The sequence below is a fragment of the Paenibacillus sp. XP01 genome (assembly GCF_057364885.1).
In genome coordinates, this window is record NZ_CP139481.1 from 6,789,091 (window position 1) to 6,813,995 (window position 24,905).

Sequence of the window (24,905 nt, forward strand, 5' to 3'; positions counted from 1 at the left end):
ATCTAGGCGAAAACTGCAAAGTCGAATATAACCAGAATTTGAGGAGGGAAAAGGATGTTTGAGCATATCGTGCTTTTGAAGTTTAAGCCGCATGTCTCCAACAGCGAGAAAGAAGAAGCGGTAAACCGCGCTCACGATTTCAAAGGAAACATTCCGGGGATCATAGATCTTAGCGCGGGGATTAATGTTACGGAGGAAACAGAGCACGTTCAGGGCTATACGCTGGGAATCAGAGTTACCTTTGAGAATCAGCAGGCCTGCCGGGATTATATTCAGCACCCCCTGCATCAACGTTTATTGCAGTCCATCGGACCGCTAGTTGAGGGCATCGTCGTTATGGATTACCCGGTTGCTTAGACCGAAGAAATGGAAAACAAGCGGCTGTCGCCTCTGAAGGGCAGCCGCTTGTTTTGATGGCTATTTGGATTTGGAAAAACCTCTCTTTGTAACTCGCTCTCTAGCGATACGGTTCACCGTAACGGGTCTCTCGACGAAATGGCCAGAGGAGCTGCGCCCGACAGCTCTTTTTTTAAATCGATCTGGTGTGCATATTGTCATTTTCTGACCTGTTTGCCCACTGGAATACTCTGAGCAAAACGAAACACATTATGGGGATCGTACTTTCGTTTCACCTGCTTCAATCTGCCAAAGTTCACGCCATAATATGCCTTGGGCCAATTCTTAATCTGCAGGTCGGGAAAATTCACATAGTCCCCTTTAACAAAGGGGCGCAACGCTCTACGGAACCTTTTTACCCACTGAATATTCCGCTTCTGCTCCTTGTCGTTTCTCCAGCGGGCTGACAGTTCGTAGATTGTCTCCGCCTTCCGATGAGGATAAGCTGTTGCAGTAGGCGATACTCGACTCACCGCGCTTCTTGCACCACCCAAGCTTTGACTCCACACGCTAGAATGCCTGTTAGGTGCTTTGGATAAAAAGTCCCGTATAATTCGTATTCCTTCAGGCGGCAAAGGTCGGAACCCGTAGGCCCCGGTTATTTTAAATTTCGGTTCCAAGTTCAGGTCAGATTCGGCAAAGAATTTGGTTGCTTCAATAAAAGGTACAGTCTTCACCATCACCTTCACCGGCGTGCCTGCTCGCAAGAGCGGCCTAATCCATCGACGCAGCTCCTCTGTACCGCCAAGCAATTGCCCGGTAGATACAATGGTTCCTACCTGCTTGGCAGCTACCTCAATGGTTGAGGTTAAGCGGTTTGTAACCGATGGCGCCCAGCGCTGCCAGGCCGGTAACACTTTCTCAAGATCACTCCATTTCCACGTAATGCTGTATATAGAAACCGATGAAATCGGTCTAACCCGAAATGTATATTCTGTGGCAACGCCAAAGTTCCCTCCCCCTCCGCCTCGTGATGCCCACAACAGATCGGAATGTTTCTTTCGGTTTGCCACAATCGTCTTTGCCCCATACCGCCCCGAAGCTACGACCATCTTCACTTGTTTCAAGTTATCGCACGTAAGTCCATATTTGCGGGAAAGCAGTCCAACGCCACCACCCAGGGTAAGCCCAGCTACGCCTACGTCGGGCGCGGTCCCCGCCGGAATTGTCACACGTTTATTCCACAGCTTTTTGTACACCCGGGCAAGTGGATTTCCCGTTTGCACAATGGCCACTCTACTTTTTCGATTAACCTTAACTTTATTCATCTCGCTCACATCGATAATAATACCGCCATTTACAGCTGAAAATCCTTCATAGCTATGGCGTCCGCTGCGCACTCGCAACCGTATGCCCCGCTCACGAGCCCATTTGACGGCGTTGACCACATCCTGAGTTCGCTGGCAAAAAACAATGACCCTTGGAAATTTGGAGAAGCGCCTATTGTACTCCATTCTGGCCGTATTGTATGACGGATTTCCCGGAAATACGATCCTTCCGGTTAATCGTGTACTTTTCTTTTTCAACTTTCGTGTCATCTACTTTACACCGTCCCTGCTCATGACATAAGCCTTCCTCATCAGCTTATTCCTATGTAGGGACACCTGTCCTAGTTACGGCAAACGCCCAGCTCCTTTCGCTTTAACATCAATCCACCCCTGTATGAACAGGAAGCAGGTTAATGTACGCATGGCTTTTCATTGATCCATCAGCGATTGAACACTTACCGCTAATCCATAGCAATAGGATAGCAACATTTCAACAACACTCCTATGTTAAAACTGTAGAGGAAAGAAGATAAGGAGCTGAGGACAGATGAGCAAATTGACAGGAAAAATAGCGTTAGTAACGGGGGCCAGCCGGGGGATCGGGCGCAGCATCGCTTTGCGTCTTGCGCAGGAGGGCGCTTTTATCGCCGTACATTACGGTCAACGCCGCAATGAAGCGGAAGCGGTCGTACAACAAATCGTCCAAAACGGAGGAAACGCCTGTGCGATTGGCGCCAATTTGAGCACGTCTGACGGCATTCGTGAGTTGATCGCAGCGCTGGACGAAGCAATTCGAGAGCATGGAGACGGCGGCGGATTCGATATTTTGGTCAACAATGCGGGAATCGGGCAAATTCTTACTTTTGAAGAAGCGACAGAAGCTACTTTTGATGAAGTGATGACGATTAATGTCAAAGCGCCGTTTTTTGTAACGCAACAGGCTTTGCCGCGGTTGAAGGACGGCGGGCGCATCATTAACATTTCTTCCCTCGTGACGCGGGCAGCTTCCCCGGGTGTCTTCACTTACAGCATGACAAAGGGAGCGATCAATACCTTTACGCTATTGCTGGCCAAACAATTGGGGAGCCGAAATATTACGGTCAACTCCATCTTACCCGGCATCATCAACACCGAGATGAATGAAGGAACGTTGAGCGATCCAGACGGACAGAAGTATGCGGCAGATCTATCCGTTTTCAACCGGTGGGGAGAACCCGGAGACGTTGCGGATATCGCCGCTTTCCTCACTTCTCCGGACAGTCGCTGGGTAACCGGTCAGTTGATCGATGCAAGCGGCGGTTCGCATCTGTAAAACACGGAAAACAACACGCGTGTATGTCACACTACGTGTTGTTTTCTTCGTTAGAATTGGACTACTCCAGTTGATCATATTGTTAGGCGCTTTCCACAATTAAACTCTTCGCTGTAACTTATGATACGGTTCCCCGTAACGGGTCGATCGGCCAAATTTTAGGGGGACCTGTTAAGCAGCAGAAATTCTGCCTTTACCTTCTCTACAGCCTCTTCGCGGCCACCTACCTGCAGTTTCAGGTAGATGGATGAGATATAATTCCGAATGGTTCCCTCCGATAGATGCAGTCTCTGCGCGATCTCCTTGTTACGAAGCCCTTCTGTCAGGCACCGGAGAACATCGATTTCCCGTTCAGTCAGCTCGTACGGATTCGGCGCTTTATCCCCCTTCTGGTTTTGGAATAATTGATGGGCTACATCTTGCGAGATAAACGTCCCCCCGCCGTATATGAGCCGTATGGTTGCTGCCAGCTCCTTAGGGTGTATGGATTTCAGCATATAGCCTTCCGCCCCGATTCGAAGCGCCTCCGACGCCAAAGAAATATCTTCAATCGTTGTGATCATAATGATCCGAATGTCCGGCCATGTCTCTTTAATGGACCTTGTTGCCGCGATGCCATCCATTTCCGGCATGTTGATGTCCATCAAAACAATGTCGGGACGATCTTTCCCGCATTGTGCAACGGCCTGCTTGCCGTCGCCAACAACCACGACTTCAAAATCCTTCTCTTCCCCTAACAGGAGCCTCAGGCTCTCACGGATCAACGGTTGGTCATCAGCCAACAGAATTTTGATCTTCTGTCCGCCTTCACGAGATGGATTGGGAATCGTGCAGGTGACCATCGTGCCCGCCTCCGCTTGCGAATGGATATAGAGTTGGCCTTGCAATGGGGCCAGTCGCTCCTTCATGCCTGTCAGACCAAATCCATATTGAAGGTTATCGTCGCCTTTGCCGTTATCCTGGACCTGCAGCATCACCTGCAGATGATCGTACTGAAGCAGGACTTGAATCGTGCTGGCTTGCCCATGACGGCTGGCATTGGTCAACGCTTCCTGGAGGCAGCGATACAAAACAAGCTTGGCTTGCTTCATGACAGGGTAAGGCTCGCCCATCGTACGAAATACAACTCGAATCCCGGTGTTCTCCTTGAATTCGTCCAGCATCTGAAGCAGCGATCGATCCAAAGGCAGCGCCTCCTCAACCGGATCCATCTGATGCACCTGATGGCGAATATCGTCCAGCCCCGTTCTCGCCAGCTTGAGCATGCCCTGCAGCTTGGCTTCTCCCTCATCCGAATGAATATGGGACTTCAATGTCTCCATCCCCAAAATCAAGGAAGTAAAGGTGTGTCCAATGATATCATGCAGCTCGCGAGCCATGCGGTAACGTTCCTCCAGCAGCGTCATTCTCTCGATCTGCGAGGAATATTGCTCCAAAATCGTATATTGTTCTTTGATTAACGCCAGCCTTTGCCTGATGGCATTGATCGCCAAAGCCCCCTTTTGCAGCGCATAACTGACACCGTAGAGGATCATCGCGTCGAATAAGCTTTGCCATATGACAGAGTGAGACAACGACGAAATGACGGAATTCCCCGCGCTCAGAACAAACAGCGCTACGGCTGCAGGCAGTGAGTACCAGTGAGCTCGCCTCCGGCTATAGAATGCAATCGTAAAGAGAGCAGGCGGGAACAACCTTATCAAACCAAGATCGTAAGCAAGAAATATGGATACTCCTCCAGCCAGCAAGCACTCCGCAATCAGATATTGGTGGTACTGGCCTTTCACAAAGAAAAAGGGGATAAGATTGCATAACAAAAGTGGAACAAACACCATCCAAAAAGGAAAGGCAGGCTGATCTTGATACATCAAAATGATCACGGCGACGACCCATAAGATGCGAATGGCAAGCATGGTCCAATCCTGCCATGACCACTGTTTTGGGATAAGAAAACGCATATGTACAACTCCGTTCACTCTTTTTGAATTGAGCGACAAACCGGCGGGAACAGGCCCGATTTTACTTGTCATTCGAGAGTATGACTCCTTGTCACTCGGCTTTATGACAGCTGTTCTGTTACGTTGAGGGCGGTTGAGATGAATCCCCTAGAATACGGAAAATTATATCTCATTCCAATTGCCAATAAAAGGAGCTGGTTGCATTGTCGCTGCTGCAAATTCGCGAACTCACAAAAAGGATAGGAAGCAAAGTCATTGTTGATCGGGTAACGCTGGGTATGGAAGAGGGGGAAATCGTGGGACTCCTCGGCCCGAACGGAGCAGGAAAAACGACGACGATTCGGATGATCGTGGGCCTCATGTCCAAATCGGGAGGTGAGGTTCTGATCAACGGTATGGATGCTCATACACATTTTGAACAAGCCATGAAACACGTTGGCGTCATCGTGGAAAATCCGGATTTATACAAATATCTATCAGGTTATGACAATTTGATTCACTTCTCCCGCATGACGCCGGGCGTGACAGAGGCAAGAATCCGGGAAGTCATCGCTCTTGTCGGGTTGGAGGTCAGCATTAATGATAAAGTGTCCACCTACTCTCTAGGCATGCGGCAGCGGTTAGGCCTTGCCATCGTTCTCGTCCATAAGCCTTCCCTGCTTGTCCTTGATGAACCAACTAACGGACTCGACCCGGCAGGGATCCGGGAGCTGAGAGGCCACTTGAAGCATCTCGCGCATAAAGAAGGCGTGGGCATTATGATCTCCAGCCACCTCATGTCCGAGATGGAAATGATGTGCGACCGGGTCGCGATTTTGCAAAAAGGGAAGCTGGCAGGCGTTTATCAAATATCGGATATGGCGGACGACGAACGAACCCAAGTCCGATTCGAGGTCGACCAGCCGGATTTAGCAGTACAGATCCTGCAAGCGATCATGGCAGGCGATGAAATAACGGCCGATCAACACCACATTCAAATCCGCATCGCCAAAGGGCATATCCCTGAGATTAGCCGAAAGCTGATGGAGGCCGGAATTAATGTGTATGGGGTGAGCACGATCAAGAAGACGCTGGAAGACAAGTTCATGGAGGTAACAGGAGGAGAACAACATTGATTCCACTTATTCGCAATGAAAACATGAAGATTTATAAACGAAAGCGTACGTGGGTGATGATTGCCATCGTTTTGTTATACGTGCTGCTTCAAATCGTAAATTTGAAGACAGCCGGAAACAGCGTGACAGGTGACAATTGGCGAGCACAGCTGGAACAAGAAAATGTGCAATACAGCCAGGAAGCTGCCAAGCCGGATGCGCTGAAGATTGAAATCAAACAGGCCGAGAAACATATCCTGCTGAATCAATACTATTTAGATCGCAACATCCCGCCTAGTACTAATGCCTGGAGCTTTGCAGTAGGCCAAGTGCAGAATATCATTTTTGCGGCTTCTTTAATTTCGGTCATTATTGCCGGCGAAATCGTTGCCGCCGAATTCGTATCCGGCACGATCAAGCTGCTGTTGACCCGTTCCGCCAGCCGCACCAAGATCTATCTGTCCAAGTACATCGCCGCCATTCTGTTCGCCCTGTTGTTATCTGCGGCCGGCATACTCTTGGCCACCATCTTAGGAGGTTTCATATTCGGTTTCGATGGATTAGCGGACAGCTATTTCTATGTCAAAGACCAAGCCGTAAGGGAAGTACCCACGCTGCAGATTTTGTTGGCTGGATATGTTCTTCATATTCCATTCTTGCTGATCGCAACTACGCTCTCTTTCATGATTTCCGCTGCTTTCCGCAGCACGACCTTCTCCATCGTGATTTCCCTGCTTGTTGCATTGGCTGGATTCGTAATCGCGATCGCGATGGACGGCTGGGCATGGACGAAATACTTCGTCTTCTCCCACACTGACCTAACACCGCTCCTGTACGGAAATCCTTCTGTTGATGGGGTAACGTTAGGATTCTCCCTTGTATTTATCGTGCTTCATCTCGCACTCATGCATTTGATATCATACCCCTTGTTTGTAAAGCGGGATGTAACCTAAGAGCAAACCTGTTTAAAAACCTCATTAAGAAAAGGGTGATATATATGAAAAGAACGAGATCAATCCAAGGCTTGATGATTTTAGCGGCATTATTGCTGCTGATAACAGCCTGCCAAGCAAAAGAAGAAGCGGAGAAAAAGACCCTGGAATTACCCGCAAACAATTTATCCAAGCTCGTCATTGACCATCGAAATGGGGAAATTCAGATTACAGGCAGCGCCGATTCGGATAAGATCGAAGTGATTGCTCTTGCTAAAGCAAAAGGAATAAGTATGGACAAATTGAAGTTTACACTGGAAGCGCAGCAAGAAAATGCTTATCTGGATGCTCGGTTTGGAGAGCAATTCCTTGCCATGGGGTCTGGAGCGGTCGATTTGGTCATCAACATTCCGGAACAACTCCAAGTGGACATTACTTCACATCGCGACGGAAATATTCACCTCTCGGATTTATCATCCAGCGCCAAGCTCGACAATATCAATGGCGATATTCACGTGTCGAACCTATCCGGGTCCCTTGAAATCGACAATCGCGACGGTAACCTGACCGTTCAAGATATCGGTTCAGATGTAATCATTCATAATATCAATGGACATATTCAGATCGATCGCGTAGATGGTTCAGCCGAGATACATGTCGGAGACGGCAGCCTGGATATGGATCACGTGATGAAAAATGCAACCATAAAGCAATCCGGTAACGGAAAAATCAACATCGGCGAGGTGAAAGGCGAGATCTTCCAAAATAAAGAATAGCAAATGAACCAATCTACTCCATATGTGGTTTATTTCCCGCCTGTAGAGGAAGGCGTCCTCATCACATAAAAAACAAATAAAAGGAGCTGCGTATGGCAGCTCCTTTTATTTGGATTCGAGATCAGTCATTCAGGGGTTTTCCTGATGAAAGCAAAAGCCCTCCGCCGTTTCGGGGGAAGGGCCTGTTCATATGTCCATCATGATCAAGGCGACGGGGCATTGCAAGACGAAGACTTTGTTTTTTCGGCCAGCCTGGAAATTGACTCGATGTCTTGCTCCGTTAATTGATCAAAAAAATGTCTGCGTATTGCCTTCGAGACGACAGGACGTGCATCATCAAGCGCTGATTTCCCTGCCGGAGTGATGGTGACTTGAACGCCACGATCCGTGTTCAGCGGTTTCCTCTTCACGAGTCCACGTTTCTCCATCCGCGTCAGATGATGTGACAATCGGCTCTTATCCCAGCCCATCGAGTCGGCTAAATCCTGCTGGCGAAGGCTGCCTTCCCCTAACAGGTCTAACCGGTCTAAGACTCCAAAGTCCCCTTCGGATAGCCCTGTATTCTCAGACATGTCTTTGATTACGCGGCCGAAGATGGTCTGGAAGGAACCCTTCCACATATGCCATATTCTCATTTCTTCTTCGTTCATCTCGTTCTTATCCATGAAAACATCATATCATGGTTGACGCATCAACCACAACATGTTACAGTGGATACCAGGTTGACATATCAACAATAACAAATTCTGATCATCAAGTTGATACATCAACCTTAAGAAATTTACTAAATACACACTTCGATACACAAAAAAGGAGACGATTACGATGCAAAATAAACCGGTCGCCCTGGTTACCGGGGCCAACAAAGGAATCGGTCTTCAAATTGCAAAGGATCTCGCGGGGCACGGCTTTACCGTGCTCGTCGGATCTCGCAATCTCGATAATGGAGAAACGGCGGCGAAGAGCATCGGAGCGGATGCCCGCGCCCTCCAACTCGACGTCACGAGTCAGGCCTCCATCGCAGCCACTGCAGAGCGCATCGGCAGCGAGCTCGGCCGTCTTGACGTGCTCGTCAACAATGCCGGCATCTCTCACGCGGGCAAGCCAGGCCGGACGCTTGAGGAGATCGGGAATTCAGGTCGGCCTAGCGCTGCGTCTCTGGACGAGGTGCGGGCAGTGTTCGAGACGAACGTGTTCGGGGTGATCGCCGTCACGCAAGCGATGCTGCCGCTCTTGCTTAAAGCACCGGCTGGGCGCATCGTCAACGTATCAAGCGGCGCAGGCTCGCTGACGTTGAACGCGGACCCGACCCATCCGCACCGCCCGATGTTCGGTGCCGTTTACAGCCCGTCCAAAACCGCTCTGAATGCGATCACGCTCGCTTTTGCCATCGAACTCGAGTCCACAGGCATCAAGGTCAACGCCGTATGCCCGGGCTTCACTTCCACGGACCTCAACAACTTCGAGGGTACGGGCAATGTCGAGCAGGCCGCCCGTCAACCCGTGCGCCTCGCACTCCTCGACGAGAACGGCCCGACGGGCACGTTTTCGAACGAGAGCGGCCTGCTCCCATGGTGATACAGCCTGGACGTTATGACTTAAAACCAATTTCTCTCCAAGAAAGGAATCTTATTTATGAATATCAACGTTAATACGCCTACTCCGGTCATTTCAATAAAACCGGTAGTTCTATCCGCCCCGGACCGGGGTGAGGATCTGCAAGTGCGGGTATCTGCACCCGCGACGGGACACAACCTGCCTATTGTGGTTTTCTCCCACGGCTTTGGCTCGTCGATGGACGGTTACGCCCCGTTGGCTGACTTCTGGGCCGCTCACGGCTTCGTGGTCATTCAACCCACCCACCTCGACTCCAGAACGCTGAATCTTCCTCCTGAAGATGCCCGAACACCACTGATCTGGCGCGTTCGAATCGATGATCTGAAACGCGTCCTCGACCAGCTTGACCAGATTGCGGCTTCTATTCCCGGCCTCAGCGGGCGCCTGGATCGAAGCCGCATCGCCGCAGCCGGCCACTCTTGGGGAGGCCAGACGGTAAGCACGCTGCTCGGCGCGCGGGTCCTCGATGCCGACGGCGAGCCGGGCGAAGACATGTCCGATCCGCGGATCAAGGCAGGCGTGCTGCTTGCCACGACGGGCAAAGGCGGAGCTGATTTGACCCCATTCGCAGCCGAGCATTTTCCTTTCATGAACCCGAGCTTCGAGGACATGAATACGCCGACCCTCGTGGTGGCAGGAGATAAGGACCAGTCCATGCTTTCCACTCGGGGACCGGACTGGTTCGCCGACCCGTACTTTCTGAGCCCAGGCAAGAAGAGCCTGCTTACCCTTTTCGGGGGAGAACACTCGCTTGGCGGAATCCCCGGGTACAGCGTCACGGAGACAACGGACGAGAGTCCCGAACGGGTCGCCCTGCTCCAACGAATCACATGGGCTTACCTGCGCAGTGCGCTGGGCATCGACGATTCCAGCTGGCAAGCAGCCCTGGCAGATCTTGAAGAGGACGACAATGCTCTGGGTCGCATCGAATCCAAGTAAGGGCCTGGCGGCGATACCGACTTTATGCAATGACCATGGAACATAGCAGATGCACCATTTCGAAGGTGCATCTGGCGAACTTTATATACCGTTTCCACGGGTACAAATCCAAAACAATACTCTTGAGCGGACACTCTTAAAGTGTTCGCTCTTTTATGCTTTTTCCTAATTGCTTTATCGCGCAGTCAAGCTTGAAGATGATTATCTACTAATAGCCGTTCCTCTTTTCTACCGTTCACATAGATTATAGGAAGATAGTAAACGATCATCACTGGTAAGGGGAGCGATAGGATGGGAACCCGTACAGGAAACACCATAAAACAGCAGGGAGTCTCTATTATTGCCTGCACGAAACGCCAAAGCTATATACGAAACTTGTTTAATAATTACTGCCGGCAGAACCATGCAAAGAAAGAGCTTATTATTATCGTCAACAATGATAAGATCCCACTTGAACCTTATCAGACGTTAGCCAAAAAGCATCAAAACGTACAAGTCTATCGGGTTCCGGAACGCTCCTCGCTCGGTGCTTGTCTGAACTTTGCCGTCAAGAAATCAAAGTACGGCTATGTGGCCAAATTCGACGATGACGATTATTACGCTCCCTACTATTTGACGGAAAGCCTTGAGGCCTTTCAAAGAACCAACGCCGATGTGATCGGAAAGCGGGCGCATTATATGTATTTGCGTGGATCAAATACCCTGGTCCTTCGTTTCCCGCAGGATGAAAATCGCCCCGTAACCAAGCTCCCTGGCGCAACGCTTGTCATTAAACGGAACGTTCTTAACAACGTTCGCTTCCCGGATCGAAATGTCGGCGAAGACGATCTTTTTTGCTTAAGAAGCAAGCGGAAGGGGTACAACGTTTATTCTGCTGGAAAGCATAATTTTGTCGCCATTCGCAGGAAAAACTCATCCAACCATACATGGATCATCAGCGATAAAAAGATCCTCGCTCACAGCAGAAAAATTCCGCCTGTAAAAAATTACGAAAAGTTTGTGCAGAAAAAGCCAAAGGGTGCATTATAATGCCAAACCCGGATATTTCCCGTGAGAAGAATGCGGTCTCCATCATTACGTGTACCAAAAGGCAGCAGTGCATGGATACCCTTTTTCATAACTACAGCAGACAAAATTATAAGAATAAAGAGCTGATCGTCATATTAAATCAACGTAATCTGAAGGTCAGCGAGTATATAAAGGCGGCAAATCAACATCCAAATGTGAGGATCTACAGCTTGCCGGAGCATGTATCGCTTGGCCATTGCCTTAATTACGGGGCCTCTTTAGCTAAATACGGGCTTATTGCCAAATTTGACGATGACGACTATTATGCTCCCGGCTATTTAACGGACAGTGTGCGAACCCTGTTAAAGACCAACGCCGATATTGTGGGAAAGCGGGCCCACTATATGTATTTGAGCGGCAAAAAACTCCTCCTGCTTCGCTACTATAACAGGGCCAATCAATATGTTTCCCTCGTTCAGGGAGCAACCCTTCTCGTCAAACGGCATGTGCTAAGCCAGGTTGGGTTTCCCGATCAAAATCGAGGGGAGTGCGTAAAGTTTTGTGCCGACTGCCTTGCAAAGGGGTACAAGATTTATTCGGGCAGCCCATCCAACTTCCTCGCGATTCGCAGCAGGAACGCCCAAGACCATACATGGATCGTAAGCGAAAAAGAGCTTTTATCCCGCAACGTTAAAATATTGAAAGCGAGAAACCCCAAAAAATTTGTATGTCAAAATTAAATTGATCGCCGTATTGGTGAAAAATACAAAAGGAGCTTGTCGCACCCGACAGCTCCTGAAAAAACGCTCCATGATCGATGTGAATATCTAGCTGTATAGTAACCGTATAGCCTCGGCTTTTTCCTGAATGTACGTTATCGCTTCGAGCGGCCCCTTTATTTTGACCTCACTGCCGAGATTCCAGATCAAGTCTACATAGAAATGCAAATCCTCCGTGGCGATCTGTACTGCTGCCGTTCCGCTTCCGTCTTCGTTGCGCTGTATGCCTGAAGCAAAACGAGGATTGGATTCAAGCAGCCATATCCCCTTCCGTGTCAGCTCCATATGAAGCGTCGTCTGATCCAGATGCCCTTTTTCCGGCTTATTCATTAAAGTCATCTTGCGGATGTCCTCCCGCGAAGGGACCGATTCGTTGAGTGATACAGAAAGGATCCGATCCGCCCTGAACTGGCGAATATCTTCCCGATGGAAACAATAAGCCGGGCAGTACCAATAACCCGAGCTTGTATAGAGACCAATGGGCTGAACATCCCTTAGGCCAACCCCGCTGCCGGAATTGTACTCCAGAGTGACCACGCTGCCAGTCATGATGGCCTGCAGCAGTGTTTGAAGAATCCCCGGGGCCATTGAACGGTACGGACTCCACAACATGATTCTCCCCTTCAGGCGGTCGATCTGTTCCTTAATATCGGCAGGCAGATAATGATAGAACTTGTGCAATGCAGACTCGGCCCCATCTCCAAAAGGCAGGGAACTGAAGAAATCCAATGACTGGCACGCAAAAAACATGGCGATGGCTTCGCTTTCAGAAAGGCTGATAGGCGGGAGCATTCTTTCTTGAAGCAGTTTATACCCTCCGCCTCTTCCTTGGATGGAATAGATCGGTATACCAAGTTCACTCAGTTCCTGCAAGTCCCGAGTAATGGTTCGGGTGGATCGCCCAAATTCATCGGCAAGTTCCTTCACGGTAAATGACTTTTTGGCATTGATCGCCATAATTAATTGAATGAGACGCTGGGGCTTGTGCATGGTCATCTCCTCCTCAAGGTTTTTCCATTATACCCTCCAAATAAGACATGAACTGTCTTATTTGTGTGATACGCTCTTCACGTAAAGCATTCTTAACCATTAACCTGCGAGGAGAGTTAACTCATATGCATAAGCACACAAATGAAGAAATCGGTTTTGTATTCGTCCATGGTGCGGGATTAGGGAGCCAAATATGGAGTAGCGTCGTGAAAGGACTGGATCATCCTGCTTTGCTTCTTGAGTTTCCTCTTAGAGAAAGCTCCGCGGATTCCAGGAGCAGTCTGACGCTAGAAGATTATGTGGTCCATATGAAAAAACAAGTGAATGAATGGAGCATTCCAAGGTTTGTTATCGTAGCCCATTCGCTTGGGGGAGTTCTTGCCCTGAGACTCGCATCGGAGTTCGCTGATCGAGTGGCGGGATTTGTTGCTATAGGGGCGGCTATCCCCAAGAACGGCGGTTCATTCGTATCTGTCCTTCCATTCCCGAAAAGAATGATCATGTCGGCCATAATGCGCAGATGGGGCACAAAACCTCCCGAATCCGTAATCCGCGCGGGATTATGCAATGACTTGTCCGAGGATCAGACAACGGAAATCGTAAAAGGGTTCATCCCCGAGGCCGTACGCGTATACACAGACCGGGTTGATGCAGGCGTCCCGCTTGTTCCCAAGCTGTACGTCAAGTTAACGGAGGATAAGGAATTCCATCCTTCCTTGCAAAATAAAATGATCGCAAACCTTTCCCCGCAATCTGTCCAGCATTTGCAGGCCGGGCACTTACCGATGATCAGCAGTCCGGATCATTTGAGGCAGCTATTGCGGTCTTTCCTGAACAGCCTGGATGAATCGCGCAGGCCCGCTGCCCAATCGTTCAATGCCCGTGAACAGCGAACGTAACCCTTTGCCCTGATCCGGAACCAACCGGCCTTATGCCTGCAACGGTCTTCCTGCTTTACGGGTGGTCCCTTCGGTAAGTATCGATGCTTTTGTACCCTTCGCCTAAAATCTTTTTCATTTCGGTTCGTCGTTTGGCCCGGGTTGACTCCTGTACGGCACTGTAGACATAACGGGCCCAATCCTTCCGGTATCCTGGAGTAAGGGATCGATAGAAAGCCAGTGCCTCAGGACGATCGCTCAAATCCTTTTCTATAGCAGGAATCAGCGCTGCATAATCTTCCACACGTTGACTTGGCTTAGAGGGTGCATCCTTCTTCTTCCGTGCCTCCGCTTTGAAACCGACAACGGTAAACACATCATTTAAGCCCACCATACGTGCAAACTTCAGGCTGCTCGTTCCAATGTAGCCGTCCTCATCGGCTCCCACCCCTTCAAAAAGACTGTCTCTATGAATATAGGTTGAGTACACTTTGTTCCCCTTCTTGGGGTAAGCTGCGTACAAATAGCCTCCTTGATTCAAGTTGTTCTGATCAATCACTTGATGGACGAGGTCCCGAAGCGATTCGATATTAAACACGTAAGCAAAAATAAGATCATAGGGTCCGCCCGTTAATTCAATATCATAGTCGGATAACCCCGATAAGCCGTGTTCACTCTCCGGTCTGTACAACACTGCAACCCTCTTGAATTTATGCAGATTCAACTTTTCCACAATCGTTTTTGTCATGTACAGAGCCCCCTTCGTAAATATCTTGATTATACGAGATAGAAAATATGCATTCCAGTTAACTACCCCGACCTTTCCTTCATGGCAATGAATAAGAAAGAAAATCCCCGTCTGGACGACCAGACGAGGAAATTATGCGAGACGAATTTTTGTATTATCGGCTACGCTTTACGGCTGAATTGATTCACTGCACTGAACAGGGCTTTTACGGATGAAGTCATGATATCAACGTCAATGCCGCAACCCCAATATACGCTGCCGTCGGAAGCCGTGACCCCGATATACGAGACCGCTTGGGATTTGGAGCCTGTTTCCAGAGCGTGCTCCGTATAGGTCAAATCGCTATAAGCCGTTCCTAGCTCGGTTTGCAGAGCATTGCTGATCGCATCAAGTCTTCCGTTTCCGGTACCTGTAATTTCCTTGATTTCATCGCCGACACGGATCGTAACGATCGTTTGAAACTCCTCATCGTCCGCAGAGCGGTATTTGACAAACTCCACCGGGGTTTTTATGTTTACATATTCCTTCAAGAAAATATCGTATATTTCATCAGGCATCAGTTCCTTCTGCTGCTGGTCCGATACGTTTTTAACAAAGTATCCGAAATTTTCGCGCATTTTCGCCGGGAGATCGAGCCCGTATTTCAGCTGCAGCACGTAACCGATCCCGCCTTTGCCGGACTGGCTGTTGATGCGAATAATGTCGCCTTCATACTCCCTGCCGATGTCCTTGGGATCAATCAGCAGATAAGGGACCGACCAATGCTGAGGCTCCTGTTCCTCGCGATGCTTCATTCCTTTGGCAATGGCGTCTTGATGAGAACCTGAGAAAGCGGTAAATACCAGCTCGCCTCCGTACGGGTGTCTCTCGCTTACTTTCATTTTGGTCAGCCGTTCATAAACGGAGATGATCGCAGGGATATTCTCAAAATTCAGCTTCGGGTCCACCCCGTGAGAGTACATGTTCAGAGCCAGCGTCACAATGTCCACGTTCCCTGTTCGTTCTCCGTTTCCGAACAACGTGCCTTCAACGCGCTGGGCTCCGGCCAGCATGCCCAGTTCCGCGTCTGCGACACCGGTTCCCCTGTCATTATGCGGATGGACCGACAAAATAACATGCTCACGGAAGTTCAGGTGCTCGCTCATATATTCGATCTGGCTCGCGTAGACATGCGGCATAGACATGGATACCGTCGCGGGAAGATTAATGATCACCGGGTTCTCCGCCGTCGGCTGCCATATGTCCAACACGCTGTTGCAGATGTCCAGCGCAAACTCAATTTCTGTGCCTGTAAAGCTTTCCGGCGAATACTGGAACTGGAAGTTTCCTTCCGTTTCCTCCGCGCACTGCTTCAACAGCTTGGCACCGTTCAATGCGATGTCGATGATTTCTTGTTTGGATTTGCGGAATACCTGTTCCCGCTGTGCCACGGATGTCGAGTTGTACAGATGTACTACGGCTTTTTTGGCGCCTTTCAGCGATTCAAAGGTTTTGCGGATAATATGTTCTCTCGATTGGGTAAGCACTTGGATCGTTACATCGTCCGGGATCAATTCCTGCTCAATCAATGTGCGCAAAAAAGCAAACTCCGTTTCCGATGCTGCCGGAAATCCGACTTCGATCTCCTTGAAGCCGATATCTACAAGCAATTTGAAGTACTCCAGCTTTTCCTCCAGATTCATCGGAACGATTAATGCCTGGTTTCCGTCACGAAGGTCGACGCTGCACCAAATCGGCGCCTCTGTAATATACTCCTTCCGAGTCCAATTCAAGCTTGTCTCCGGCGGCATAAAATACCCTCTGGCGTACTTGTTAACATTTTTCATGGATATCCTTCCCTTCATCGATTTTCGTGTGCTTACCCGCCTAAGATGGAACGCGCAAAAAAAGCCTTTCATCTCTTTAAACAGAGACGAAAGACTTTGACATCTTACGCGGTACCACTCCGAATTCATGCCATTACCGGCATGCACTCTACGGATCCGAGGCTGCATAAACGAACAAACCTTGGTTCCTCCTGATGATAACGGTCAGGCTCCGGCTCCACCTACTTAACGGGTTCAGTGAGCAACTCCAAGGCGAGTTCCGATTTCCTCCACGGCTGTTTCACACCATCCAACAGCTCTCTGTTCGCTTGGAAAACCGTACTATTCCTTTTCAACGTAGTTTAATTATTAGGAATATGCTATATCACCTATACTCTGGTGTCAAGTGTTAATTGACAACGATCGGTTAGCTGAGCGAATTTGGAATTGAAGTAAGCTTTGAAACCGCATCGATGATTATTCCCCAGTCATCCTCATGTAGCTCATGCCCTGCACCTTCCAGTGTCAATAAAACCGCGCCCGGAATTTCACTCGCTATATGTTTTCCATGTTCATAAGGGATAATGGGATCTTCCGTACCGTGTATAATCAGAGCGGGTACATTGATTTCACTCGTCCTAACCAGATAAGATTCTCCACCAGTCACCAAGCCGTGATTGCTCATGCTGGCCATATTGTCACTTCTTGCGAACTCTTTTCCGGCCAACATGCCCACTTTCTTCTCATTAAAAATATGCTTTGAACCAACCAGGATTCGGGAACGATCAATCGCAAATTTGATTACCGATTCGCTGTTAGTCCAATCGATCGCCCCCATATTCGAGAAAAAATCCATAACCCTTTCCTCCATCGGGGGGAGATGAGGCGCAAAATTGGACGTTGCCAGGAGCGTAATGGTTAGAACTCTCTCCGGATGCCGTAAAGCGATCATTTGAGTCAGCATACCGCCCATGGACATACCCATGATATGCGCTTGCTCAATCTTGTAAGCATCCAGTACTCTAACGGCGTCATCGGCCATATCTTCGAAAGAATAGCCCGGCTGACCCGGTTCGTAAGTGGTTGAACGGCCGACATCGCGGTTATCATAACGAATAACAAAGCGCCCTGTGTCTGCCAGACGTTGGCAAAACTCTTCTTCCCACCAAATCATTGACGATTGAGCACCCATAATCAGCAAAATAGCCGGATTACTTGGCTCTCCAAAACTGTCTGTACATATATGAATTCCATCTACCTTTACGAATCGTTCGTTCATATTCGAATCCTCCAATGATCAAAAAATAAAAAAACACAGGCAATTGGCCTGTGCATACTGTAATCGAATAGAGAATTTGAGAATGAACGCCATAAGATCATATCCCCCTCCGGAAGACCCGAAGTTCGGTCATGGGACAGATCGCGAAAGGCTGCATGACATGTTCTTCAAATTCAGTTTATATGACAAGAAGGAGGAATTATTCCCTACCTTCAATTACATATAACAATCCAGGTTACCGTAAGGCAAACCATTCTTCGATTACGATGCACACTAAATAGCCTTAAACCACCGTTTAATTCATTGTGCAAAGAATATCGAAGAATTAGTTCAACACACGTAACCCCTCCGTTCATATCGGTTAGGCTGATCCTAACATAGGATAAAGCCCTCTGTCAATACCTGGGAAACATCCCGAGATAACATAGTCTGCCCAAAAAGAAGCCTAAAAAAACGCGTCCTCCAAGGGAGAACGCGATATTAAAACAGCTTGTCGCCGGGTTTCAACATAGTCATTTGCGTTTTCGAGCGATCACCGCTAAACGGCCGTTTTCGGTCGAGTACTCACAGGTAGACAGTACAACAAGCTTGTCGCCATATTGGGCATTTACGCCCGTGTCATAAAGAGCGAGTTTTTTAATGTTCTGAACATACGAATCGAACTCGGCAGGCGTATTTACATTCTCAATCTGGTAGTATTTAAAAACGTCGTCCGATTTGCGATAAACTTGGGACAGAATAACGGCAACAATCTCATACTCTTCCTTTTCGTAAGGCGTTCTGAACTGGAACGCAGCATGCTCTTTATAGAAGCTTTCGTTCTTGTACTTCATTAAATCTTTAAACATCCAGCCGCTTTTCATGTGGTGTCCATGAATCAGCAATATGTCCGAATCGTTGACCCGGCTATGCTCGTCCAAAAAGGGGAGACCGCCTTTGTTCTCCTTTTTATCGAAATCATGATTGAGATAGTACCCCGCATCCTGCGGATTCTGCATAACCGGGTACTCAATTCGAGTGCCGTCAATCTTCAGCCAGCCGACAATGTCCGAGTTTCTCTCGTAAAGCGCTCGAAATTCGGGAAGCATGACCGGCTCATTCTCCGTATTGAACAAAAGGGAGGGGAATGCATCCCCTCCGCCTTTGTCAGACCCTTCCTCCCAAACCTTGGTCAACTCTTCGATTTTCTGTTTCTCCGCATAATCCCCCATAAAGGTTCTTGCCAGATTAACGAGGGAAAATACCAACACAAGGGAGGAAACGGCGATAAGAAATTTTTTGGTTTTGCTCATTTTCTTACCGCCTTTCCGGTCATTGGATGTGCTTTTTCTTCTTGTTGCCGAGTAGACAGAATCCGATGATCACCATGGACATCAGCGCCAAAACCATATAGAAAATTGGCGATACGCTGTTGTCTCCGGTTTGCGGAGCATCGTCCAGCTCGTTATTTGCATTGCCCGCACCCTTATCGGCCAAGTCGCCGACATTACCAACTCCGTTGTCATCGTGATCAGCCACGTCGTCGATGTTGTTAGTCCCATTGTTGACGTTACCAGGTTGGTCAGGAACAGGGCTGACAGGACCCGGATTCACCCGATCTGGTCCAGGGTCAACTGGGCCCGGATTCACCGGCTCTGGAGCAGGGTTGACAGGGCCTGGATTCACTGGCTCTGGTCCAGGGCTAACAGGGCCTGGGTTCACTGGCTCTGGAGCAGGGCTAACAGGGCCTGGATTCACTGGCTCTGGAGCAGGGCTAACAGGGCCTGGATTCACTGGCTCTGGAGCAGGGCTAACAGGGCCTGGATTTACCGGATCTGGTCCAGGGTTAACAGGGCCTGGTACGCCGCCGGTGTTTATCGGCTTCATTGGCACGTCTTTTCTGACAATGTCAAAATCGACAGAAATCGTTTCACTCTTGTACGTCTCGTATCCGTCTTTCGTTACGATCAGATAGTAATCCGCTTCAGGAAACACCATGTATGCATAGAAGCCATTTGCGTCGCTATCCTGCTCCGGACTTTTGTTGTCGTGCGGCGCAAAATTCGGAACCGGAGGAAGCGTTACTTTTGTATCCGGAGTACGGCCTTTATCTCTATTCCGCTGCGTATCCGCATAGTACAGGGTAACTGTGGCTCCTTCAATTTTCTTGCCAGTGATGGCATCTCCTGTCGTTTCATCATAAACCGTACCGTAAGGGTCGACCAATGCCTCGGAAATATTCAGCTCTCCGTTAGCCTTCACGTTCAGCTTCGTCACGTTGAAGAGAAGTTCCTCGCCGGTCTCAGCTTGATAGCGAACTTCCATGGTGTACTGCTGTTCGCTTAACCCTTCCACGGAGAAGGTTCCGTTCGGATCCATCGGAAATGCCTTAGGAAGATAATTGCCGTCCTTGTCCTTCAAATAGATACGCATCTGGCTGGTAAACGAATCATTGAATAGCTCTTTGGTTCCATCCAGCTGCTTGAACAGAACGATCCCTACCGCCGTAATGTCCGCCGGAACGGTCTCGTCCGTCACGCCGTTGTTCACGTTTCCTTTTTGGGTGAACTCGACAGGGACATCCTTCCCGCCGACGTGATACAACTTCGTATATGTGATCGTATAGTTGGTATCCGCTGCGGCTGGGACAAAATATTCACCATTCTCATTCGTCCGAATCGTTTGCTGTTCATCGGTCTTCTTGTTCGTCACAATGATTTCCACGTTCGGAATGACTTCGCCTGTGTTGTTGTCACGCAGCACGCCTTCCAGATATGGGCGGGTATTAACGAAGTGTGCTTCGGCCGCTTTTTTCTCCGGAATGGTGCCTGTGTGAATGAAACTTTCAGGATCGGTCACATAGCCGCCTTCCGAATAATCATTCTGGGTCACCTTATACTCGAGACCCGTCGGAAGTTCTTGCAAAGCGAGCGTCTCGCCATCGGTAAGCTCGAAGGTTTGGCCGCTTTCAATCACGCCCTTAGTGCCGTCCGACTTCACATAGGAGTAGATTTTGTTCGATCCCTCACCTGTGAAGGTGATCGTGTACTTGAACGGCTTTTTCTTGTCGTCGTCTTTGCCTTTAACCGTATTGCTTATGATTAGGCCACTAACTCTCACGTTCGTGAACGGGGCATATTCATCCGTGCCTTTCATAACTCCGGTATGGTGCCGTTCCTTAGGAGTAGTCACGTAATCATCGGCTGTGTAATCTTTCTGAGTGACTGTGTATTTCAGATCCTTAGGCAGATCCAAAATATCCAGTGTCTCTCCATCCTTGAGTGTGAAGGAGCCGCCAGACTTGATCGTGCCTTTGCTATTGTCCGACTTCTCGAAGGAGTAGCTTCCATCCTTGCCTGCATCCTCAAAGATGATGGTGTACTCGAATTCCTTCGTCTTGTCGCCTTCATTTCCCATAACCGTATTGCTAACGGTCAGATTGCTGACGGTTCGTTCATTAACGAAGTCGGCCTTATAGTCGCCTTTATTCTCGATTGTGCCGGTCAGCTCTCTCGTTTCCGGCGTAGTCGTGTAACCGTCAGCGGTCGTATAATCGGTCTCGGTTACAGTATAGACCAGACCCGCAGGCAATGTCGGGAGCGTCACAGCTTGCCCGTGCTTGAGGACAAACTTGCCTCCACTCTTAATCGTACCAAACGTATTATCCGGCTTCTTATAGGTGTACTCTCCATCCTTGCCTTCACCAGTGAAGGTCACCGTGTACTCGAACTCTTTGTTCGGATCGCTGCCGTTGCCTTCCACCTTATTGGTAATGGTCAGTTTCCCTTGGGCCGGCGTAGGTACGACCAACGGATCGCCAGAGGTTACTTTCACGCCGTCTACCCAGATGGGCTTCCCAGGCGTATTCCCCACATATACTTGATAAACTCTTGTAGTAGGCAGCCAAGTATTTGTGTCAATATAAGTTTCTTTCAGCTCGTAATAGCCTGGATCTGGGAATAGTAGATCGAGCTTGCCATCAACTTTGGTTTTGCCTTTGGCAATTTGTTTCCCGTCATCCTTTTTATAAAGCGTAAACTCTACGCCTTCAAGCGGATTGTCATCGGGATCTACCTTTTTCAGGGGCAGCAGGGCATTGGTGCTTGAACTGCCGGCGACGTCCGTACTGTCTAGCGTGCTTTCGCTTCTGGCACTGACAGATTTCAGATTGTCATCGCCCTCCAGCTTCACCTCGTTGCCCATTTTGTCTCCGGCTTTCGCTTTAGACGGATCAACCTCTGTTTGGTACACAAACTGATAAAACTTATTAGGGTCTTTCATTTTGAATTTTAGAACTGTGGTGCCTCCTGCGCCTGGTGCAGCTTCTACCTGAACTTCAGCATTCGGATCGCTAAGATCCAGTGCTGCACCCTCCCGTTCCAGAGCACCGCTGGCAGTGAGTTTGGCAGGATAGACTGCCATACTAGGCGCTGTCAGCACAAGCTTTCCGTTTTCTTCATAACGCAGATTCATGCCTGCACCTAGAGTATCCTGCAGGTAAACGTCCTGCTTCATGTTAAATGGCGGGGTATAGTTTACCGTCCATTCAAGCACCCCTGGAACTGGCTTCGTTACCGACTTGCCCAAGGTCTGAATAGGTAAGATAATCTTACGTTGTTCGGTAAGAACTTTCTCCACTCCGCCCCATGTCATATGAAGGTCGGCTTTGTTATACAGCACCTGCTTGTCTGTGCCGTTGGTCGTGTACTCGTCCAAATATTCCGCCAAAGCTTCATTCGAAGGTCTTGCCTTTACCAAAATGACATAAGGACCTTCCAATTTAGAGAAGGTGAAGGTGCCTTCGTTGCCGCTATGGGAGAAGTTTACGACATGAGCAGGGTCGTTCGGCTCGATGATTGAAACAGCGTTGTTTCGAACCCCATAACCGGTGCCGCTGCCATTATCCGAAAAACCTTTCCAAAGCTCAAATTCCTTCTCCTCGGAAAACGGAACGAACTCCCATCCTGCCGGCAAGGTGTCCACCAGCTTCACATCGGTGATGACCCGGCTTCCACCACTTTTCGCCATTTCAACCGTGTTGTAGCCCGGCATATTGACGCTTAGACGGAAGGTTACCGTCTTGGTTGTTCGGTCATAACCAGCCAAGGTGTATTCGTCGCCGCTTGATGAACCATCATAACCGATATAACGGTTAACGTTGTTCGGAGTATACCAAGTGTCGGCCGTCCCGTCCTTCTTAATAGGATAGGATGCCGTAAGCATATCCTTGTTCAGCATACGCAGATGAAGATTGGTATTGTTTTCCGCTTTTTTTACGGCTTCGCCGTCAAATAGCAAAGCCCGATTCCAGCGTGTTTTCTCTGTGTTGATATCCTGCCTGAAGAGGACATCCGGGTTGGTTTCAAGTGCACGGAAGCTGAAGGATGCAGCTTGGTCGGTGTATCCCGTCACCTTGATCAAATCTGCCACGACTTCTCCGTCCACCGTCAAAGGAATGGCTTTCATGGTCAAGCTGCTTGCATTGGTCACACCCTTCAAGGTTCCCGCATGATACTGCTTCCAAAGCTGAGCAGTATTCACGTTTGCCTTGATTTTCGCAATCGTTTCCGCGCTAACCTCGCCGGTTGCATCCACTGCGTTATCCAAGACGTTCAAATCCCCGCCATGTACCAGCACGTCGTACACCACCGCATTTGGCAGAGCATACTGTGGCGTTAGATTGACAGTCCATGTGATGGCGCCGAGGTTGTAATCCTCCGTCGAAATATATCCGCTTTTTGTAAAAGTATGCGCACCGATCGTCACGATTGCCTCGTCGGTTACTGCGGCAGGTCTTACACCAGTTTTCACATCATTGTTCTGAATACCGCCTGGTGTGTCCAAATTCCAGTTGGCACGCGGATCGATTCTGAAATCGGAGCCGCTTGTTACCTTACTCTTAATCACCAGTTCCACTTTACCGTTAATATCCCCAAAGGAATAAACGCTGTTCTCATCCGGTGTAATTGGTTTTACCTCAGATGCAACGCCATCCACCCATGTCTGCCATTCAGCTGATAAAAAATCCAGCCCAGCAGGTAATGCATTTGTGATGGTTAAGTCCTTTAACCCTTTTTTGTTATACTGGTTAACAGTGATTTTCCATGTGATTGTTTCATTAGGATTGTCATACGAGGCGCTGGCTTGAATCCAGTCGGGAGCAAAAACAATTTCCTGACTTTTATTCGCAAGCACATCATTGCCATCTTTCAGCTCCACTTTGCCATTCATGTTCACAGCACGACCAGGATCGCCCGATGGACTCCGATGCTCGTAATAGTAGCCTCCCTTTGGAATCCAGGTTTTATATTCAACCTTCGGATCTACACCCGTTCCCGGCGGGAAGACATAGCTTAGAGCGCCATTGGCATCGATGGTTGGTTCTACCACCTCATTATTTGCTTTGAATGAACCTGGCACATAGATACCACTGACTCGATACGAAGATGAAGGCGAATCCATATTATAGGATGCAGGGTTCGTATAGAACGTCTTCCCATCCAACGGTAGTTTAATTGTATTATCAAACTGATCGGAAGCAGACACAGTAGACTGCCAAGTAATCGCTCCCTCTACAAAGAAATCGGGGTTAATTATGCGATAAGCCCAAGAACTATTTCTCATTCCCGGTGAGGTCAATGTGAGATTGTATTTCGCTGTAACATCCGGGTTCTTTAGCTCATACGCTCCCCCGAAAATCGAGATAGGCTTTGAATCGCCGTATTCTATGCCATTCAAATCCGAATTGGCAGTGGTATCAAAGCCGAAGGTAACTGCTACTCCAATACCATTGAAAAACGAATCATCGCCATTAAATACAATCTTGATGCTGTCCGGAGTGAAATAGGCGGTGCCCAGCTGTTTCTGACCATAATCAGTTGTTGCCATCAAGGTTTTGGTAGCTGTCGGCAGCACCACTTCCTTGAAGTAGTCTTCTCTTTTCAGCTCGATTGAGTCGCCCTTCTGAATGTACTTGGTGGTGTCATTTTCATGCTCCGTATTGGCAAAATCGCCTCTCACCGGAACCTTGAGGCCCTCAGATTTGAGAGTAAATGCCTGTCGGCCCTGAATCGTACCGCCTGGGGCAATGTCAGTTCCCTGCGTCACCTTCAGCGGAAAGGTTGAATTAGCTTCCATAAACACCGCT

General features: G+C 49.0%; 19 protein-coding genes and 1 other annotated feature. Of the genes, 10 read left to right on the forward strand and 9 right to left on the reverse strand.

Going from position 1 to position 24,905, the window contains the following annotated elements; genetic code table 11:
- Positions 1 to 54 precede the first annotated feature (54 nt).
- The gene (locus SNR34_RS30510; protein WP_486180874.1) at positions 55 to 357 is read left to right on the forward strand and encodes a Dabb family protein; all 303 of its coding nucleotides are present in this window, start codon (positions 55 to 57) and stop codon (positions 355 to 357) included.
- A gap of 197 nt (positions 358 to 554) precedes the next feature.
- On the opposite strand, the gene SNR34_RS30515 is transcribed toward SNR34_RS30510, so the two are convergent.
- Positions 555 to 1,934: an FAD-binding oxidoreductase gene (locus SNR34_RS30515; protein ID WP_486180875.1), complete on the reverse strand. Its 1,380-nt coding sequence runs from the start codon at positions 1,932 to 1,934 to the stop codon at positions 555 to 557.
- A gap of 277 nt (positions 1,935 to 2,211) precedes the next feature.
- On the opposite strand from SNR34_RS30515, the gene SNR34_RS30520 reads away from it, so the two are divergent.
- The gene (locus SNR34_RS30520) at positions 2,212 to 2,976 is read left to right on the forward strand and encodes an SDR family oxidoreductase (protein ID WP_486180876.1); all 765 of its coding nucleotides are present in this window, start codon (positions 2,212 to 2,214) and stop codon (positions 2,974 to 2,976) included.
- A gap of 158 nt (positions 2,977 to 3,134) precedes the next feature.
- Here SNR34_RS30520 and SNR34_RS30525 read toward each other — a convergent pair whose 3' ends face one another.
- A complete protein-coding gene (locus tag SNR34_RS30525; RefSeq protein WP_486182536.1) occupies positions 3,135 to 4,934 on the reverse strand; it encodes a response regulator in 1,800 nt (599 codons plus the stop codon).
- 203 nt (positions 4,935 to 5,137) lie between these two features.
- Here SNR34_RS30525 and SNR34_RS30530 point away from each other — a divergent pair, with 203 nt between their 5' ends.
- Genes SNR34_RS30530 through SNR34_RS30540 form a run of 3 tightly spaced genes read left to right on the forward strand, consistent with a single transcriptional unit; the run spans position 5,138 to position 7,736 of the window.
- Positions 5,138 to 6,049, forward strand: coding sequence for an ABC transporter ATP-binding protein (locus SNR34_RS30530; RefSeq protein WP_486180877.1), 912 nt, complete (start codon positions 5,138 to 5,140; stop codon positions 6,047 to 6,049).
- On the forward strand, positions 6,046 to 6,981 hold the full coding sequence (locus tag SNR34_RS30535) for an ABC transporter permease (RefSeq protein WP_486180878.1): 936 nt from the start codon (positions 6,046 to 6,048) through the stop codon (positions 6,979 to 6,981). The genes SNR34_RS30530 and SNR34_RS30535 overlap by 4 nt, the downstream gene beginning before the upstream one ends.
- A 44-nt stretch (positions 6,982 to 7,025) precedes the next feature.
- Entirely contained in the window at positions 7,026 to 7,736 is a 711-nt protein-coding gene (locus tag SNR34_RS30540; RefSeq protein ID WP_236413561.1) for a DUF4097 domain-containing protein, read from the forward strand.
- Positions 7,737 to 7,939: 203 nt separating this feature from the next.
- Here the strand turns inward: SNR34_RS30540 and SNR34_RS30545 are convergent, their stop codons facing one another.
- Positions 7,940 to 8,401 (reverse strand): MarR family winged helix-turn-helix transcriptional regulator, encoded by a 462-nt coding sequence (locus SNR34_RS30545; RefSeq protein ID WP_486180879.1) that lies wholly within the window; start codon positions 8,399 to 8,401, stop codon positions 7,940 to 7,942.
- 160 nt (positions 8,402 to 8,561) lie between these two features.
- Between SNR34_RS30545 and SNR34_RS30550 the strand changes: the two genes are divergently transcribed.
- From SNR34_RS30550 to SNR34_RS30565, 4 genes are all read left to right on the forward strand, one after another.
- The gene (locus tag SNR34_RS30550; RefSeq protein ID WP_486180880.1) at positions 8,562 to 9,314 is read left to right on the forward strand and encodes an SDR family oxidoreductase; all 753 of its coding nucleotides are present in this window, start codon (positions 8,562 to 8,564) and stop codon (positions 9,312 to 9,314) included.
- Between the two features lie 57 nt (positions 9,315 to 9,371).
- On the forward strand, positions 9,372 to 10,292 hold the full coding sequence (locus SNR34_RS30555) for an alpha/beta hydrolase family protein (RefSeq protein ID WP_343261355.1): 921 nt from the start codon (positions 9,372 to 9,374) through the stop codon (positions 10,290 to 10,292).
- Between the two features lie 291 nt (positions 10,293 to 10,583).
- Positions 10,584 to 11,321 carry a glycosyltransferase family 2 protein gene (locus tag SNR34_RS30560; protein WP_486180881.1) on the forward strand — a complete coding sequence of 246 codons (738 nt, stop codon included), beginning with the start codon at positions 10,584 to 10,586 and terminating at the stop codon, positions 11,319 to 11,321.
- On the forward strand, positions 11,321 to 12,040 hold the full coding sequence (locus SNR34_RS30565) for a glycosyltransferase family 2 protein (RefSeq protein ID WP_236413567.1): 720 nt from the start codon (positions 11,321 to 11,323) through the stop codon (positions 12,038 to 12,040). Before SNR34_RS30560 ends, SNR34_RS30565 begins: the two co-directional genes overlap by 1 nt.
- An 87-nt stretch (positions 12,041 to 12,127) precedes the next feature.
- On the opposite strand, the gene SNR34_RS30570 is transcribed toward SNR34_RS30565, so the two are convergent.
- A complete protein-coding gene (locus tag SNR34_RS30570; protein WP_236413569.1) occupies positions 12,128 to 13,069 on the reverse strand; it encodes a helix-turn-helix transcriptional regulator in 942 nt (313 codons plus the stop codon).
- A gap of 125 nt (positions 13,070 to 13,194) precedes the next feature.
- Between SNR34_RS30570 and SNR34_RS30575 the strand changes: the two genes are divergently transcribed.
- Positions 13,195 to 13,968, forward strand: a complete 774-nt coding sequence (locus SNR34_RS30575) for an alpha/beta fold hydrolase (protein ID WP_486180882.1) — start codon at positions 13,195 to 13,197, stop codon at positions 13,966 to 13,968.
- A gap of 55 nt (positions 13,969 to 14,023) precedes the next feature.
- Here SNR34_RS30575 and SNR34_RS30580 read toward each other — a convergent pair whose 3' ends face one another.
- From SNR34_RS30580 to SNR34_RS30600, 5 genes are all read right to left on the reverse strand, one after another.
- Positions 14,024 to 14,695, reverse strand: coding sequence for a YdeI/OmpD-associated family protein (locus tag SNR34_RS30580; protein WP_486180883.1), 672 nt, complete (start codon positions 14,693 to 14,695; stop codon positions 14,024 to 14,026).
- A 161-nt stretch (positions 14,696 to 14,856) separates the two neighbouring features.
- Complete coding sequence (gene leuA, locus SNR34_RS30585) at positions 14,857 to 16,521, reverse strand: 2-isopropylmalate synthase (protein ID WP_486180884.1); 1,665 nt, start codon at positions 16,519 to 16,521, stop codon at positions 14,857 to 14,859.
- 79 nt (positions 16,522 to 16,600) lie between these two features.
- Positions 16,601 to 16,865 (reverse strand) — a binding site (T-box leader).
- A 62-nt stretch (positions 16,866 to 16,927) separates the two neighbouring features.
- Positions 16,928 to 17,779: an alpha/beta fold macrolide esterase gene (gene mle, locus SNR34_RS30590; RefSeq protein WP_486180885.1), complete on the reverse strand. Its 852-nt coding sequence runs from the start codon at positions 17,777 to 17,779 to the stop codon at positions 16,928 to 16,930.
- Between the two features lie 512 nt (positions 17,780 to 18,291).
- Positions 18,292 to 19,071 (reverse strand): sortase domain-containing protein, encoded by a 780-nt coding sequence (locus tag SNR34_RS30595; RefSeq protein ID WP_486180886.1) that lies wholly within the window; start codon positions 19,069 to 19,071, stop codon positions 18,292 to 18,294.
- Positions 19,072 to 19,090: 19 nt separating this feature from the next.
- Positions 19,091 to 24,895, reverse strand: coding sequence for a DUF7601 domain-containing protein (locus tag SNR34_RS30600; RefSeq protein WP_486180887.1), 5,805 nt, complete (start codon positions 24,893 to 24,895; stop codon positions 19,091 to 19,093).
- Positions 24,896 to 24,905 lie beyond the last annotated feature (10 nt).